Genomic DNA, 15,771 nt, shown 5'->3' with positions numbered 1-15,771 from the left:
GCACGGGGCAGGCACGGTCCGGCCGGACAAGGTCCCGCGGGCCACCGCGTTCGGCGTGCCGGGCCGCACGAGCGACCGCACACTGTGCGCATGCCACGTCTGCGCCGGGTGCGCTCGACCGATCCCGGCTGGACGCGCCGTCGGGCCGGCAAGGGCTGGGTCTACCTCGACGAGAACGGTGAGCGGATCGCCGACCCGCTGCTCGTCGCCCGCTGCACCGACCTGGTGATCCCGCCGGCATGGGCCGACGTGTGGATCTGCCGCGACGAGAACGGCCACATCCAGGCGATGGGCACGGACGACGCCGGCCGCCGCCAGTACCTCTACCACCCGCAGTGGCGTGCCCGCCGCGACCGCGCCAAGCACCAGCACGTGCTCGAGGTCGCGCGACGCCTGCCGCGCGCGAGGCGCAAGGTGGCCGAGCGGCTCGCCGAGCCGGGCATGGGCCGGGACAAGGTGCTGGCCCTCGCGTTCCGTCTGCTCGACGACGCCTACTTCCGTGCGGGCGGCGAGTCCTACGCGCGCGACAACGGCAGCTACGGCCTGGCGACCGTGCGGCGCGAGCACGTGCAGCTCGACCGCGACGGCGTGGTGTTCCGCTACCCCGCGAAGTCCGGCCAGGAACGCGAGTCCCGCGTCGACGACCCGGCGATCCGCTCGCTCGTCCGCACGCTCCGCGACCGCGACGACGACCACCCCGAGCTGCTCGCGTGGCAGGACGACGACGGCGCGTGGCACGACGTCACGGCGACCGACGTCGCCGACGTGGTCAAGGAGCTGCTCGGCCCCGAGGCCCGGCCCAAGGACTTCCGCACGTGGCACGCGACCGTGCTCGCGGCGGCGGCCCTCGCGGACCACGACACCCCGCGGTCCGAGCGCGGACGACGACGCGTGCTGGCCCAGGTGGCCCGCGAGGTCTCCGAGGAGCTCGGGAACACCCCCGCGGTGTGCCGGGCGTCCTACATCGACCCCCGCCTGTTCGACCTGTGGGAGCGCGGCAGGACCATCGGGCGGCGGCGCACACGCACCGGCGCCGAGCGCGCCGTCCGCGAGCTGCTCGGCTGAGGCTGCGACCGGCGCTACTCCATGTCCTCGAGCTGGCGGCCCTTGGTCTCCTTGACGAACCTCAGCACGAACAGGAACGAGAGCAGCGCGAAGGCGGTGTAGAGGCCGTAGGCAAGGCCGAGGCCCACCGAGGCGAGCGCGGGGAACGTCGTCGAGATCGCGAAGTTGCTGAGCCACTGCACCGCGGCGGCGAGGCCGAGGGCGCTGGCCCGGATGCGGTTGTTGAACATCTCGCCCAGGAGCACCCACACCACGGGACCCCAGGAGACGCCGAAGAAGACGACGAACAGGTTCGCGGCGACCAGCGCCGTGGGCCCGGCTGCACCCTCGAGCGCGGGCTCGCCGTCCACGATCGGCGCGGACGCGAAGGTGAACGCGAGCACACCGAGGCTCAGGACCATGCCGGCCGAGCCGACGAGCAGGAGGGGACGCCGACCGACCTTGTCCACCAGAGAGATCGCCACGACGGTCACCACGATGTTGGTGACCGAGGTGATGACCGTCTGCTGGAGCGAGTCCGCCTCCGAGAAGCCGACCTGCTGCCACAGCGTCGAGGAGTAGTAGAAGATCACGTTGATGCCCACGAACTGCTGGAACATCGACAGCAGGATGCCCACCCACACGATGGGCAGCAGCCCGAGCACAGGCCCCCGCAGGTCGCTGAACGACGAGCGCGCCTCCCGGGCCGCCGTGCGACGGATCTCGCGGAGCCGCTCGTCGATCCCGGACTTGAGGACCTGGCCGAGCACCTGACGCGCGGTCTTCTCCTCCCCCTGGGCCACGAGGTAGCGCGGCGACTCGGGGATCTGCAGGGCCATGACCCCGTAGGCGACCGCGGGGATCGCCTCGGTCATGAACATCCAGCGCCATGCCTCGAGGCCCAGCCAGAGCTGCTCGGCCGCGCCGCCCGCCGCCGTCGCGAGGGCGTAGTCCGACAGCAGCGCGACGAAGATGCCCGTGACGATCGCGAGCTGCTGGAGCGAGCCGAGCCGCCCGCGGATGGAGGCGGGTGAGATCTCCGCGATGTACGCGGGTGCGATCACCGAGGCGGCACCCACGCCCAGGCCGCCCACGAGGCGCCAGGCGATGAGGTCCCACGGCCCGACGGCGAGGCCCGAGCCGATCGCGCTCGCGGTGAACAGCACCGCCGCGATGAGCATGACGCGGATGCGACCCTGCTTGTCCGCGATGCGCCCCGCGAGCCACGCACCGAGCGCACAGCCCAGCAGTGCCGACGAGACGGCGAAGCCCGTAAGGCCCGCACCCATCCCAAACTTCTCGCGGATCGCGACGACGGCGCCGTTGATGACGGCCGTGTCGAAGCCGAACAGGAACCCGCCCAGCGCGGCGACCGTGGCGAGCAGCACCGCTCGTCCGGTGTCGTAGCGCTCGGCCGTCCCCGTGCTGCTCCCGGACCCCGTGCTGGCCTCGCTCATCGGGCACCCCCCTCGTCGGTGGAGCCGACGCTAGGTGAGGCCGCCCCGCCCCACCACCGGAACGACGACGACGCCGTGGTGGTCGGGCGGGGCGGTGACCCGCGCGGGCGGGTGCGTTCAGTCGAGCATCGCGCGGACCGTCGCCGAGTGGTGCCTGAGCACTGCGGCGGCCTCCTCGCTCACCCGGTCCCGGTGCCCACGCGGCGAGAGCTCCCGCTCGAACGCCTCGAGCGCGCGGACCGCGGGCCGCGCCCGCTCACCCTCGACGTGCCTCCGGGCGCGGTCCAGGTGGGCCGCGAGCCGCGCACCGTGCCGCGCGCTGACGTCCCCCGACGCGACGTACTCCCCCAGCACCTTCGCGAGTGCCGTGACGCTGCCGGGCGCCCAGTGGTCGACGAGGGGGACCTGCGACCAGTCGGTGTCCGACGCGAGGTAGAACCCTGGGTAGGACGGCTGGTTGTACGCCGTCTGCTGACGGGCGACCTCGGCCCGGTACTGGAGGTCGTGCAGCAGTGTCGTGAGCTTGTGCTCCGTGACCTCGGTCGAGACGTACACGCGGATCGCGCTGCTGTCGAGCGTCCGTACGAGCAGCTCCTCGCGCCAGTCACCCAGCACGTCCGCGACGAGCGACGGGTTGCCCTTGGTCCAGTTGTTGGTCGCCGTGCCCTCGGCGGTGAGGAGCGTGCCGCGCGTGACGTCGTCGATCGTGGGCGTCACGACCGTCTCGGTCGCCGCGCCGTTGACCAGCTGGGTCGTGCCGTCGGCGGCCCAGCGGATCGACTGGTTGGTGCCCGGCACCTCGGACGAGAGCAGCTCGCCCGTCGGGCTGTGCAGACCCAGCGCGCCCGAGCCGCCGGGCATGCTGGCCCACGACTCGATGCCGCGCGACCCGGGGAGCACGTCGCCGATCATGCCGCGCCCGGTGTCGCGCCCGGAGTAGGTGCCGAACAGGACCTCGCCGTCCTCCGCTGCACGCATCGCCATGCCGTAGGGCGCCCAGGCGCCACCCTCGTGCACGGTGAAGACCTCGAGCCCGGGCCTGTCCGGGTCGATGTCCGTGACGTGCATCGCGTCGCCGTGGCCCAGGCGCAGCACCTCACCGGGCGCCGCGCTGCCCTCGGGCATCTCGGCCGTCGACGAGTACAGGAGCGAGCCGTCGTCGTCGATCGTCGCGGCGCCGTACACGATCTCGTGGCGACCGTCCGCGTCCACGTCGGCCGCGCTGAGCGAGTGGAACCCCTGCGTGGTGAGGGAGCCGAACTCGGGGTCCGTCCCGTCGACCCCGTGCGGCGAGGCGTTGAACGGGTTGTCCATCGGCGTCCAGCCCGAGTCGACGAGCCACCGCTTGTGCAGGTGCTTCCCGTCCCAGTCGTACGTCGTCAGCGTGGAACGCGTGTAGTAGCCACGTGCGAAGACCGCCGACGGGTGCGTCCCGTCGAGATAGGCCACGCCGGCCAGGAAGCGGTCGACCCGGTTGCCGGGCTCGATGCGTGACATCGCGTAGTCGCCCCACATGAGCCCGTCGTCGTGGCGTCCGGGCTCGTAGCGCACGGTGTCGAGCTCGGCGCCGGTGAGCCCGTCGAAGACCGTGAGGTACTCGGGTCCGGTGAGCACGAAGCCCTCGAACGTGCGCAGGTCGTTGCGCCCGCTCCGCGCCGGGGCGTAGACGTCGATGAAGTGGTCGACGAGCGCCGCGGCGTCGGCCTCGGAGAGCGGGTAGTCGTACCGCGGCTCGAGGCCGAGGGCCTCCTCGATCGTGGCCGGCCAGCGCCCGGCAACAACCTCGGGGTGCTCGTGCCAGCCTTCGAAGACGCCCGCGAGGTGCTCGGCGTAGTCCTCGGCGCTCAGCCGGAAGTCGTCGTCGTGCGAGAAGCCCGCCCGCCGGTCCTCCTTCGGCATGGTGACGTGCCGGGTGCGCACGGCCTCACCGTCGCGGTAGGTCGTGCTGCGCGTGCCGGGCGCCGTCTTGAGCATCGTCTCGGCACGACCGTCCCCGTCGAAGTCGTAGACGAGGAACTGCGTGTAGTGCGCACCGGCGCGGACGTTGACACCCAGGTCGATGCGGTTGAGAAGGGTGCCGTCGGCCTCGTAGGTGTCGACGTAGACGGGTCCGGTCCAGCCCTTCTGCGAGACGTCCTTGGAGTTGGACGGGTCCCACTTCACGACGTACTCGAGCGCGCCGTCGCCGTCGACGTCACCCACGCTCATGTCGTTCGCGCTGTAGGTGTACGCCTCGCCGGCGGGCGTGACGCCGTCGGCGGGGCGGGTGAGGGGGATGTCGAACCACGCCTGGTCCCAGGGCGTCGCCTCGGCCCCCCGGTCCACCTCGACGCCGTCGACGACGGCGACCACGCGGTAGGTCGAGTCGGCGGTGCCGTCCGGGTCGAGCAGGTTGGTGCTGTCGGTGACCGTGGCGAGGCGCTCGCCGTCCCGGTAGACGGCGAAGTCCGTGCCCGTGAGGCCGGTGGTCGAGTGGCCCGTGGCCTCGTGCGCGAGCAGCCGCCACGACAGGTGCACACCTGCGTCGGTGCTCGCGGCGACCAGACCCCGGTCGAGGCGTTCGAGCTGCGGCGCGTCGATCCCGTGCGGGTGGTCGGGTCCCCGTGGCGGGCCGTGGTGCGGGCCGGCCTGCGCGGTCGTGATCCCGGCCGCGGTCAGGGCGAGGATGGCCGTGCCGGTCCCGGCGAGCCGCACGGCGCGCCGCGCGCGGGACCCGCGGGCGGGGTGGTCGGGTGTGGCGCCGGGCTGCCGGTGGTGCGGTGCCCGACGGTGGTCGGTCAGACTCATCGTTGAATCCTTCGCTCGGGTCGGTGAGGCCCGAGGGGGTGAGCCGGCCACGCACGACGCCGCCGGACGGTTCGCTTGAACCGTTTCAACCCCCCGTCGTCCGTGACGCTAGTCACGTCGCGGCGTGACCGTCAACGGGTCCGAGCGGATCCAGGCAAGCGCTTCCCCCGACTTCGACGCGCCCGCACCCCCGCGCGCGCCTAGGGTCGGCCCATGTCGGAATCCTTGGTCTGCGCGGTCACCGGTGTCACCGGGTACGTGGGCGGCCGCCTGGTCCCCGAGCTCCTCGAGGCCGGGCACCGGGTGCGCGCGGTCGCCCGGAACCCCGAGCGGCTCGAGGGCCGGCCGTGGTACGACGACGTCGAGGTCGCCGAGGCCGACGCCACCGAGCTCGACCAGATCCGCGCCGCGCTCGAGGGCGTCGACGTCGCCTACTACCTGATCCACGCGCTCGGCTCCGGGCGACGCTTCGAGGCACGCGACCGGGAGACCGCGCGCACGTTCGCGCGTGCCGCGCGCGAGGCGGGCGTGCGCCGCATCGTCTACCTCGGCGGCCTCGTCCCGCCCGACGAGGACCTGTCGCCCCACCTCGAGAGCCGCACCGAGGTGGGCGAGATCCTGCTCGCCTCGGGCGTGCCGACCACCGTGCTGCGCGCCGCCGTGGTGCTGGGCTCGGGCTCGGCGTCCTTCGAGATGATGCGCTACCTGACCGAGCGCCTGCCCGCGATGACCACCCCGCGCTGGGTCGACAACCGCATCCAGCCCATCGCGATCCGGGACGTGCTGCGCTACCTCGTGGGCAGCGCGACCATGCCGCCCGAGGTCAACCGCGCGTTCGACATCGGCGGTCCCGAGGTGCTCACGTACCGCGAGATGATGCACCGCTACGCCGCCGTCGCGGGCCTGCGGCGCCGCGTCATCGTGGGGGTGGGCCTGCTCACCCCACGCCTGTCGAGCCTGTGGGTCTCGCTCGTGACACCCGTCCCCGGACCGCTCGCACGACCCCTCGTGGAATCCCTGGTGCACGAGGTCGTCTGCCACGAGCACGACATCGCCGAGCACGTGCCCGACCCGCCGGAGGGCCTGGTGCCGTTCGACACCGCCGTGCGCTGGGCGCTCCAGCGCATCCAGGACGCCGACGTCGCGACGCGGTGGTCCTCGGCCGCGGTACCCGGCGCACCGAGCGACCCGCTGCCCTCGGACCCGGACTGGGCGGGGGGCTCGCTGTACCGCGACGAGCGGCGCACGCGCGTCGACGCCCCGCTCGCGACCGTGTGGGAGGTGCTCCAGGCGGTGGGTGGCGAGCGCGGGTGGTACTCGTGGCCCCTCGCCTGGGAGGTGCGCGGGGTGCTCGACCGGTTGAGCGGCGGGCCCGGGCTGCGCCGTGGACGCCGCCACCCGACCCGCCTCGTGGCCGGCGACGCGGTCGACTTCTGGCGTGTCGAGCGCGTCGAGCACGAACGCGTGCTGCGGCTGCGCGCCGAGATGCGGCTGCCCGGGCTCGCGTGGCTCGAGCTCGCGGTGCGCCCCGAGGCCGACGGCAGCACCACGCTGCGCCAGGTCGCGACCTTCCACCCGCACGGCCTCGCCGGCCAGCTCTACTGGTGGGCCGTGACACCGTTCCACGGCGTCGTCTTCGGCGGGATGCAGCGCGGCATGCGCGCCGAGGCCGAGCGGCTCGCCCGCGAGGAGGCGTCCGGCTGACGTGAGCGCCGACGCCCGACCGCTGTCCGTGCGCTCCGCGGACCTGCCCGTGCTGCGGGCCCCGATGCGGTCACGGCTCGACGACGTCGACGCCGCGGGTGCCGTGCGTCGCGCCCTCACGCGCGGGGTGTGCGGCGTCGGCGGACGCCTCGACACGCCACCGGCGTCTCTCGACGCCGCGGTGCTCGCCGTGCGGCAGGCGCACGGCGACCGCGCCGCTCGCAGGCTCGACCGGTTCGCGCGCGAGCCCGACGGCGCCTTCGTGTGGACGCGCGACGAGGTCGGCTACGCCGTGGGCAGGCTCGCCGGCGCGTGGCTGTTCGACGGCTCACCCGAGGCGTTCGCGCTCGACCTGGTGCACGTGCGCGCCACGGTGTGGGCGCCGCGACGGCTGACGGCGCACGAGGCGCCCGGCCAGGTGGTGACCGCGTTCGCGCGCGGGGGCCGCAACCTGCAGCGGGTAGCGGCGGCGGGCGCGACCGAGGTCACCTGGGAGGCGTGGCGGCAGGCGGGTGGAGAGCCCGGCAGCTGACGTGGACGCGACGCAGCGCCGTGCCGCTCAACCGGCCGGGCGGCGACGCATCGCGACGGGCTCGCCCAGGTACGGCCGCCACGCGGTGCGCTCGGCCTCGGCGATCCGGCGCGGCCGAGCCGTGGCGGCGTCGACGAGCACGAGCGTGGTCTGCGCACGTACGTACACCACCCGCTCGCCGTCCGCGGTGGCGGTCACCTCGTAGCAGACGTCGATGCTCGCGCCACCCAGGTGGCCGATCCACATCTCGACCACGACGGGCTCGCGGCGGTAGCCGAGCGGGAGCAGGTACTCGATCTCCTGACGCGCGACGAGCGTGTGCGTCGGCGCCCCGGGGCCGGCGTCGAGCAGGGCCGTGGGCCACGCCTCGTGCGCCTCGGGGTGCCGCCAGAAGGCCGCGATGCGCGCCTCCTCGAGCAGGCGCAGCACCTCGACGTTGTTGACGTGGCCGTAGGCGTCGAGGTCGGCCCAGCGCAGCGGCACGGGCACCCGCAGGCGGGTCATCGGGTCCTCCTCGGGTCACGGCGCACCGGCCGGGCTGCGCAGCAGGGCTCAGCCACCGTAGGGCAGCACGGGCAGACCCGGGACCTCGACGCGCGCGCGGAACACCGCGCCCGCCTCGGGCTCGGGGTCGTCGAGGTTCTCGCGCGAGGTGGTGATGAACAGGTCCCGCAGGTCCGGACCGCCCAGGGTGCACGCCGTCGTGAGCCGGGCCGGCACACGCACCTCGGCCAGCACGCCGCCCCCGGGGGCGTGGCAGCGCACCAGGCCCGCGCCGTTGAGCGCGACCCACACGTTGCCCGCCGAGTCCACGGTGAGCCCGTCGGGGCGATCGCCCTCGGCACCCGCGTGGAACGTCCGGCGCCGCACGAGCTCACGGTCCACGACGTCGAACACGTCGGTGCGGCGGGTGGGGGTGTCGTCGTAGTAGGCGAGCGCGCCGTCGGGGCTGAACGCGATGCCGTTGGAGATCGTCACGTCGTCGAGCACCACGCGCACGTCGCCGGCCGGGTCCACGCGCACCAGGCGACCACCCCCGGGTGCCGTGTCGTACCGCATCGACCCCGCGTAGAGGTTCCCCCACGGGTCGCAGCCGCCCTCGTTCATCCGGACGCCCTCGCCGACGAGCTCGATGAAGGGCTCGGGCACGCCGTCGACGTCGGCCGCGAGGCCGAGCCCTCGCTCGAGCCCGACGACGTACCCGCCCCCCGTGCGGGGTCGGACGAACGCTGCCACGTCACCCACGTGCAGCCGCTCGACCTGACCGTCGCGCAACGTGAGCAGGTCGCCCGCGAGCATGTCGACCCAGCGCAGGCCGCCCCACGACGGCGACCACACGGGCCCCTCCCCGTGGTAGGTGAGGGCCTCGGTGACCTGCTCGGCGTCGATCTGCACACGTCCTCCTGCGTCGTCGTGAACCGTCGTCGTTCGGGTTTGCGAGCTCAGCGGGCCCGACGTCATCCTCGCCCGTCCACCGCGCGCAGTGCAGCCTCGCGACACGCGGCGTGCCGATCACGCACGGCGTCGACGGGCTCGACCACCAGGCGGTCGGCCACCTCCCCCACGGCGGTGCGCAGCCGCGCGTGCGCACGCCGGGCCCTCCTGCGTGCCCCGGCCGCCACGGCGAGCCTCGCGACGCCCGCCATGAGCAGCCCCAGCAACGCCCCACCGAGCAGCGCGACGGTGGGCCACGGGACCTCCCCCCACGTGGGCGGGGCCGGCAGCGGGACGGCGAGGCGCTCGGCCACCGCGAGCACAGCCCACCAGGCGAGGCCCGCCAGCATCACGAGCACGAGCAGCCACTGGAGCAGGTCCACGCCGCGCCACCACCCCGCACGGCCCTCGACCCCGAGACTCGTCGAGGCGACGGCGTGGTCGAGCGCGTCGGGCAGGGGTGTCGTGTCGGCCGCCTCGTGGACGGCGAGGGCCCAGTCCTCGGGCAGACCGGCCGCGGCGGCCTGCGTGTAGGCCCGCACCGCACCGCGTGCCCGGGCGTGCTCGGCGGCACCCGTGGCCGGCAGCGAGCTCCGCGCGACCTCGGGGTCGGCGGATGCGCCGAGGTGAAGGCGGCGCAGGGGGTCGGGCCGCATCCGGGCGAGCCATCGCGTGGGCGGCCACCCGGTCGCCTCACGACCGCGACGTCGCCAGGACGCACCGACGGCGTCGACCACCACCGGCAGCCCGGCGGCGCGTTCGAGTGCGGCGACCAGCTCGGTGCGCGCCCGTCCGGGGACCGACGTCGTCTCGCCGCACGCAGCGAGCACGTGCGCGGCGACGTCGGCGACGTCGGCCTCGGTCCGCGCACGCGCGGCCCTGCGGCGGCGCGCCGCCTCGGCCAGCCGGTCACGCAGCTCGCCGACCCCTGACCCGGTGCGCGCGGAGAGGCCGAGCACCGGCACCCCCGCGAGCCCGTCGTCGGCCAGCAGCCGGGAGAGGTCCCGCTCGACCGCGCTCCGCTCGCCGGGTTCGAGGCGGTCGGTCTGGTTGAGCACGACGAGGAGCACGTCGCGGTGCCGCGCCAGACCGCGCAGGTACCGCTCGTGGATCGCGGCGTCGGCGTACTTCTGGGGGTCCACGACCCACACCATCAGGTCGACCAGCGCCACGAGTCGTTCAGCCTCGAGCCGGTGCTCGGTGCGCACCGAGTCGTGGTCGGGCAGGTCGAGCAGCACGAGGCCACCGGGAACCTCGGCCGTCGCGTCGGCCTCGTCGACCAGGTGCCGGCTGCGCACGCCGAGCCAGTCGAGCAGCTCCCCGGCGCCCGTGCCGCGCACCACCGCGAGCGTCTCGGAGGTGGTCGGCCGGAGCACGTCGACGGTCGCGAGCGGGCTCCCGACGAGGGCGTTGAGCAGGGACGACTTGCCCGAGCCGGTCGCGCCCGCGAGCGCGACGACGGTGTGCTCGTCCGAGAGCCGGAGCCGGTGACCCGCACGTTCCTCGATCTCCCGCGCCCGGGCGACGACGTCGTCGGGGAGGACGTCGCGGCCCGCGGCGAGCGCGTGCGTGAGCGCGTCGAGGCGCTCACCGAGGCTCAGCCCTGCCACAGCCGCCTCCACCAGCGCGCGACGCGCCCCTCACCGGGCTCGGCGGTCGCATCGTCCGCCGACGACGGCGCAGCGCCGCGGGCGGGTGCGACGCGCTCCGCGGCACCCTCCGCGGGGGCGAGGGCGCGCGCCGCGCGGCTCAGCTCCTGGCCGGCGGCTCGCAGCCGGGCGCCCTGGTCGGGCGCGAGGTCGAGCGCGTCGAGGGTCGTCGTGAACCGTGCGACCTCGACGTCGAGCAGGGCGTCGAGACGGGCCGTGAGGTCCTGCTGCGCGGTCCTGGTGAGCCTGCGCACGGCGTCGTCGCCGAACACCGCCTCGAGCAGGCGCTGCGCGAGCACCGCGGTGCCGCCGGCGACGCCGACCTCGGCCGCGGTGAGCCCTCCGGTGGACGCGAAGATCGCGACCATGAGCGCGGCGCCGAGCCCGTTCACGCCGAACGAGAGCGCGCGCGCCGTGAACCGCTTGTCGGCACCCTCGGTCGCGACGAGCTCGAGCACGCGCTTCTGCCACGCACGGACCTCCTCGGCGATGCGCGGTCGAAGGTCCGTCGAGGACCGCCCGAGGTCGGGTCCGTGCAGCAGGGCACGGCCGGCAGGGTCGGCCCGCCACGCCGACGTCGTGCGCTCGGCTGCGGTGTCGGCGGCGTCGACGACCAGGTCGACGAGGCCGCTCGTGATCGCCTGGGCGACAGGCTCGGGGGCCGGTCGCCCACGTAGGAACGCCGTGAGCCGGTCGCGCGAGCGGCTCACGCGCTGCTCGACGGCGCGCAGCAGCTCGCCGGTGCCCACGAACTCCTGCCAGCGCGCGAGCACCTCCCCGCGCAGCAGCGTGCCGTCCGAGGTCGCGGCGTCGAGGCTGCGCGCCGCGGCACGGTGGGCCTCGCGTGCGGTGCGGCGCAGGCTCTCGACGTGCGCCGTCTGCGCCTCGGCCGCCGACGCGAGGCCTGGCGCCTGGGCGAGCAGGTCGTCGACCGCGCCCGCGACGGTCGCGCGCACCATCTCGGCACGGGCGGTCGGGTCGCCGACGACGTCGCGGAGCCAGGTCCCGAGCTGCGCGACGGCGCGTTCGGGCAGCAGACCGTCGTCGGTGCGGGACTCCGGGACCACGAGCAGCCGCGCCTGCGCGAGGCCGCGCTCGGTCAGCATGCGCCCCAGGTCGGCTGTCACGGCCTCGCGAGCGGGCTCGTCCACGCGGTTGAGCACCATCGCGACCACGGCGCGGCGGCGGGCGGCGGCGGCGAGCAGGTCCCACGGGACGGCGTCGGCGTAGCGCGCCGCCGTCGTGACGAACACCCACAGGTCGGCGGCCGCGAGCAGCTCCGCACCGAGCTGCCGGTTCTCCTCGACCACGGAGTCGATGTCCGGGGCGTCGAGCAGCGCGAGGCCGCGCGGCACGGCGGTGTCGGCGACCAGCCGCAGCGCCCGGCCCTCGGCGTCGCGGCCGGTCACGCGGGGCAGCGTCGGGAGGATCCGGTCGGAGCGGAACCACACGGTGTCGTCCGGGTGGTGGACCAGCACGGGTGAGCGCGTGGTGGGCCGCAGCACACCCGCAGGGGTGACAGCGGTGCCCAGGAGGCTGTTCACGAGCGTCGACTTGCCCGCCCCCGTGGAGCCTCCGACCACCGCCAGCAGCGGCGCACCCATCTGCCGCACGCGCGGGAGCAGGTAGTCGTCCAGGTGCGCCGTGAGCCGACGCACGGCCGCGCGGTCGTCGTCCGCACCTGGCAGGTCGAGCGGGAGCCTGAGCTCGGCGAGCGCGGCGCGCAGGCCCGCGAGGGCGGCTGCCAGCGCGCGCCCCTGCTCCGCGTCGTCCGTCCCAGGTCCGTCGTCGACCATGCCACCTCCCGTCCTGCCGCCAGTCTGTCCCACGGCAGGACGGGACGCGTCCCGACCAGCGCGGTCAGTCGCGCGTGAGCTTGCGGTACGTCACGCGGTGCGGGCGAGCGGCGTCCGCGCCCAGGCGCTCGACCTTGTTCGCCTCGTAGGACTCGAAGTTGCCCTCGAACCAGTACCAGGCGGACGGGTTCTCCTCGGTGCCCTCGTAGGCGAGGATGTGCGTCGCGACCCGGTCGAGGAACCACCGGTCGTGCGAGACGACCACGGCGCAGCCCGGGAACTCGAGCAGCGCGTTCTCGAGCGAGCCCAGGGTCTCGACGTCGAGGTCGTTGGTGGGCTCGTCGAGCAGCAGCACGTTGCCGCCCTGCTTGAGCGTGAGTGCGAGGTTGAGCCGGTTCCGCTCACCGCCCGAGAGCACGCCCGCGGGCTTCTGCTGGTCCGGACCCTTGAACCCGAACGCGGCCACGTACGCACGCGAGGGCATCTCGACGTTGCCGACCTTGATGAAGTCGAGACCGTCCGAGACGACCTCCCACAGCGTCTTCTTGGGGTCGATCCCGCCGCGCGACTGGTCGACGTAGGAGAGCGAGACCGTCTCGCCGACCTTGAGCTCGCCGCCGTCGAGCGGCTCGAGACCCACGATCGTCTTGAAGAGCGTCGTCTTGCCGACGCCGTTGGGGCCGATCACGCCGACGATGCCGTTGCGCGGGAGCGTGAACGACAGGCCGTCGATGAGCACACGGTCGTCGAAGCCCTTCTTCAGGTCCTTGGCCTCGATCACGACGTTGCCCAGGCGCGGGCCCGGCGGGATCTGGATCTCCTCGAAGTCCAGCTTGCGCGTACGGTCGGCCTCGGCCGCCATCTCCTCGTACCGCGCGAGACGGGCCTTGGACTTGGTCTGGCGACCCTTGGCCGACGAGCGCACCCACTCGAGCTCGTCCTTGAGGCGCTTGGCGAGCTTGGCGTCCTTCTTGCCCTGCACGTCGAGACGCGCCTGCTTCTTCTCGAGGTACGTCGAGTAGTTGCCCTCGTAGGGGTAGAGGCGTCCGCGGTCCACCTCGGCGATCCACTGCGCGACGTGGTCGAGGAAGTACCGGTCGTGGGTCACGGCCAGCACGGCACCCTCGTACTGCGACAGGTGCTGCTCGAGCCACAGCACGCTCTCGGCGTCCAGGTGGTTCGTGGGCTCGTCGAGGAGCAGGAGGTCGGGCTTCTCGAGCAGCAGCTTGCACAGCGCGACGCGACGCCGCTCACCGCCGGAGAGCACCGACACGTCGGCGTCCGGCGGCGGGCAGCGCAGCGCGTCCATCGCCTGCTCGAGCTGCGAGTCCAGGTCCCACGCGTTGGCCGCGTCGATCTCCTCCTGGAGCTTGCCCATCTCCTCGAGCAGCGCGTCGTAGTCGGCGTCCGGCTGCGCCATCTCCTCGGAGATCTGGTTGAACCGGTCGAGCTTGTCCTTGATCTCGCGCACGCCGTCCTCGACGTTGCCCAGCACCGTCTTCGACTCGTCGAGCGGCGGCTCCTGGAGCAGGATCCCCACGGTGTAGCCGGGCGACAGCCGCGCCTCGCCGTTCGAGGGCTGGTCGAGGCCGGCCATGATCTTGAGGATCGTCGACTTCCCCGCGCCGTTGGGGCCGACCACGCCGATCTTGGCCCCTGGGTAGAAGCTCATGGTGACGTCGTCGAGGATCACCTTGTCGCCGTGCGCCTTGCGCGCCTTGTACATGGTGTAGATGAACTCAGCCACGATCGGGTCTGCTCCAACGGTCGTGCGGGAGGCGCGGGGCGCGCCGGGGCCAGCGGCCAGCCTACGGCGTCCCGACGGGGCGGGGCTCCTCCGCCCGTCCGCCCTCCGCCACCTCGTCCGCCAGGCCGGTCGGGCCGACGGGCTCGCCCACCTCGTCGGTCCCGGGCGGCTCGGGCGGCCCGTCGACCGACGGCGCGGGCGACGTGCTCCACGGGTCGTCCACCGGGGCCCTCTCCTCGCGCTCGACCGACCCCTCGCCGTCGCCCGCGTGGATCCGGCGCGCGAACTTCGCCGTGCCGCGCATCAGGTCGTGCCCCACGGCCGAGGCGTCGATCACCGACGCCGTGCGCGGACCGTTCTCCCCCACCCACTCCTCGGTCCGCAGCCGTCCGTGCACGATCACGGGCTGGCCCTTGTGGATCGAGGCCGCGATGTTGAACGCGGCCTCGCGGAACGCCTTGACCGTGAACCACTCGGTGCGCCCGTCGGCCCACGCGCCCTGCTTGGTGTCGTACCACCGCGGCGTCGTCGCGACCCGGAAGCTCGTGAACGCGACCCCCTGCCCCACGACCTCGCGCGGCGTGGACGCGGCCCAGCCGACCACCGTGACCTGAAGACCGTCCCTGCTCATGGTTCCCTCCCCGTGCCGGACCGTCCGGCTCGCGCCGAGCCTGACGACGAGCCGGACGGGGTGGCGAGGAGGACCCGCCGGCCTGTGGACGGTCAGGTGCCGGCGGGGGCCGTGGACGTGTCGGCGGCGGAGGCGTCGTCGGTAGGGACGTCGGCGGCGACCTCCCGCACCGCGCGGTGCGCGGCCAGCACCTCACGCGACGGTGCCACGAGACGTGCCTCGACCACCTCGGTCAGGCGCGACCGCACCTCGGTGACCACCGCGGCCGCGCGCCGTCGTCCGCGCCGGCGGGTGACGGCCCGCCCGGCCGTGAGCAGCAGCGCGGCGAGCGCACCGCCTCCTGCGGCGAGCCCGGCCAGCAGCGTCGCGGTGTCGGTCCAGCGCCCCGCGCCGACCACCGCTCCCACGCACACGCCGATCACCACGAGCGCGGCGAGCCCCACGACGGCCGCGAGCGCGCGCAGCACCGTGCGCGCCCCCGTCGGCACGCGCGGGAGCTGGACGTCACCGAGCCGCGCGTCGATCGCCACCCGCAGCTCGTCGCCGGTCGCCAGGTCCGTCTCGAGGCGCTCGACCCAGGACGACGGCAGGCCACGGGCGACGTCCTCGACCCAGCGCTCGCGCGAGCGCGCGACCCGGTCGGCGTGCGCGGGGCCCACCACCGGAGCGCCGACCCGCCCGGCGGTCACCTCGGCTGCTGCACGAGCGACCCCGTCGAGCCCAACCGCCGTCGCGAGCTCGTCGACCACGCGCCCGACCGGCAGGTCGACGGGCTCCGACGCCCCCGCCGTACCCGCGAGCGCACGCGCGGCGTCGCGCAGCTCGGCGGCCGCGCGGGTCGCGGCGGCCGGGGTAGGGGTTGAGCGCGGGAGGCGGGGTCTCGGCGCCGGGGGGGGGAGAAGCCGCCGCCGAGCGGACCCGGGAGGAAGACGCGGCGGCCCGCCACGCCGGCCAGCGCGGGTCACCCGAGATCTCAGGGACGAGGACGCC

The 15,771-nt window shown here is 74.3% G+C and carries 12 protein-coding genes; 3 read left to right on the top strand and 9 right to left on the bottom strand.

The genetic code is table 11. The annotated features are described in order from the left end of the window. Positions 1 to 90: 90 nt before the first annotated feature. Complete coding sequence (locus tag GXB85_RS12235; protein ID WP_161917941.1) at positions 91 to 1,065, top strand: DNA topoisomerase IB; 975 nt, start codon at positions 91 to 93, stop codon at positions 1,063 to 1,065. 14 nt (positions 1,066 to 1,079) lie between these two features. On the opposite strand, the gene GXB85_RS12230 is transcribed toward GXB85_RS12235, so the two are convergent. Together GXB85_RS12230 and GXB85_RS12225 are read right to left on the bottom strand one after the other, a co-directional pair. Next, a complete protein-coding gene (locus tag GXB85_RS12230; protein ID WP_161917940.1) occupies positions 1,080 to 2,501 on the bottom strand; it encodes a sugar porter family MFS transporter in 1,422 nt (473 codons plus the stop codon). A 117-nt stretch (positions 2,502 to 2,618) separates the two neighbouring features. Then, a complete protein-coding gene (locus GXB85_RS12225) occupies positions 2,619 to 5,288 on the bottom strand; it encodes a rhamnogalacturonan lyase (RefSeq protein WP_161917939.1) in 2,670 nt (889 codons plus the stop codon). 213 nt (positions 5,289 to 5,501) lie between these two features. Between GXB85_RS12225 and GXB85_RS12220 the strand changes: the two genes are divergently transcribed. Both GXB85_RS12220 and GXB85_RS12215 read left to right on the top strand, forming a co-directional pair. Continuing rightward, on the top strand, positions 5,502 to 6,992 hold the full coding sequence (locus GXB85_RS12220) for an SDR family oxidoreductase (RefSeq protein ID WP_161917938.1): 1,491 nt from the start codon (positions 5,502 to 5,504) through the stop codon (positions 6,990 to 6,992). A 1-nt stretch (position 6,993) separates the two neighbouring features. Next, the gene (locus GXB85_RS12215) at positions 6,994 to 7,524 is read left to right on the top strand and encodes a GAF domain-containing protein (RefSeq protein WP_202627923.1); all 531 of its coding nucleotides are present in this window, start codon (positions 6,994 to 6,996) and stop codon (positions 7,522 to 7,524) included. A 27-nt stretch (positions 7,525 to 7,551) separates the two neighbouring features. Here the strand turns inward: GXB85_RS12215 and GXB85_RS12210 are convergent, their stop codons facing one another. The 7 genes from GXB85_RS12210 to GXB85_RS12180 all read right to left on the bottom strand — a co-directional run bounded on the left by GXB85_RS12210 (position 7,552) and on the right by GXB85_RS12180 (position 15,530). Beyond that, the gene (locus GXB85_RS12210; protein WP_161917937.1) at positions 7,552 to 8,028 is read right to left on the bottom strand and encodes a thioesterase family protein; all 477 of its coding nucleotides are present in this window, start codon (positions 8,026 to 8,028) and stop codon (positions 7,552 to 7,554) included. Positions 8,029 to 8,076: 48 nt separating this feature from the next. Further along, on the bottom strand, positions 8,077 to 8,913 hold the full coding sequence (locus tag GXB85_RS12205) for an SMP-30/gluconolactonase/LRE family protein (protein ID WP_370524215.1): 837 nt from the start codon (positions 8,911 to 8,913) through the stop codon (positions 8,077 to 8,079). Positions 8,914 to 8,981: 68 nt separating this feature from the next. Continuing rightward, the gene (locus tag GXB85_RS12200; RefSeq protein WP_161917935.1) at positions 8,982 to 10,568 is read right to left on the bottom strand and encodes a GTPase; all 1,587 of its coding nucleotides are present in this window, start codon (positions 10,566 to 10,568) and stop codon (positions 8,982 to 8,984) included. Beyond that, on the bottom strand, positions 10,556 to 12,403 hold the full coding sequence (locus GXB85_RS12195) for a dynamin family protein (protein WP_161917934.1): 1,848 nt from the start codon (positions 12,401 to 12,403) through the stop codon (positions 10,556 to 10,558). Before GXB85_RS12195 ends, GXB85_RS12200 begins: the two co-directional genes overlap by 13 nt. 64 nt (positions 12,404 to 12,467) lie before the next feature. Then, the gene (gene ettA, locus GXB85_RS12190) at positions 12,468 to 14,150 is read right to left on the bottom strand and encodes an energy-dependent translational throttle protein EttA (RefSeq protein ID WP_161917933.1); all 1,683 of its coding nucleotides are present in this window, start codon (positions 14,148 to 14,150) and stop codon (positions 12,468 to 12,470) included. A gap of 61 nt (positions 14,151 to 14,211) precedes the next feature. Then, positions 14,212 to 14,781, bottom strand: a complete 570-nt coding sequence (locus GXB85_RS12185; protein ID WP_161917932.1) for a single-stranded DNA-binding protein — start codon at positions 14,779 to 14,781, stop codon at positions 14,212 to 14,214. Positions 14,782 to 14,873: 92 nt separating this feature from the next. Then, a complete protein-coding gene (locus GXB85_RS12180) occupies positions 14,874 to 15,530 on the bottom strand; it encodes a hypothetical protein (protein WP_161917931.1) in 657 nt (218 codons plus the stop codon). Between the last annotated feature and the right edge of the window lie 241 nt (positions 15,531 to 15,771).

The organism is Cellulomonas sp. APG4 (assembly GCF_009996735.1).
Taxonomy (GTDB): Bacteria; Actinomycetota; Actinomycetes; order Actinomycetales; family Cellulomonadaceae; genus Actinotalea.
The sequence above is the reverse complement of the archived record's forward strand: the minus strand, read 5'-3'. Positions and strand labels throughout refer to the sequence as shown.

Excerpts from the sequence above, each read along its gene's own strand:
- GXB85_RS12185 (WP_161917932.1), bottom strand. The coding sequence starts at position 14,781 with ATGAGCAGGGACGGTCTTCAGGTCACGGTGGTCGGCTGGGCCGCGTCC.
- GXB85_RS12220 (WP_161917938.1), top strand. The coding sequence starts at position 5,502 with ATGTCGGAATCCTTGGTCTGCGCGGTCACCGGTGTCACCGGGTACGTG.
- GXB85_RS12235 (WP_161917941.1), top strand. The coding sequence starts at position 91 with ATGCCACGTCTGCGCCGGGTGCGCTCGACCGATCCCGGCTGGACGCGC.
- GXB85_RS12210 (WP_161917937.1), bottom strand. The coding sequence starts at position 8,028 with ATGACCCGCCTGCGGGTGCCCGTGCCGCTGCGCTGGGCCGACCTCGAC.
- GXB85_RS12225 (WP_161917939.1), bottom strand. The coding sequence starts at position 5,288 with ATGAGTCTGACCGACCACCGTCGGGCACCGCACCACCGGCAGCCCGGC.
- GXB85_RS12195 (WP_161917934.1), bottom strand. The coding sequence starts at position 12,403 with ATGGTCGACGACGGACCTGGGACGGACGACGCGGAGCAGGGGCGCGCG.
- GXB85_RS12230 (WP_161917940.1), bottom strand. The coding sequence starts at position 2,501 with ATGAGCGAGGCCAGCACGGGGTCCGGGAGCAGCACGGGGACGGCCGAG.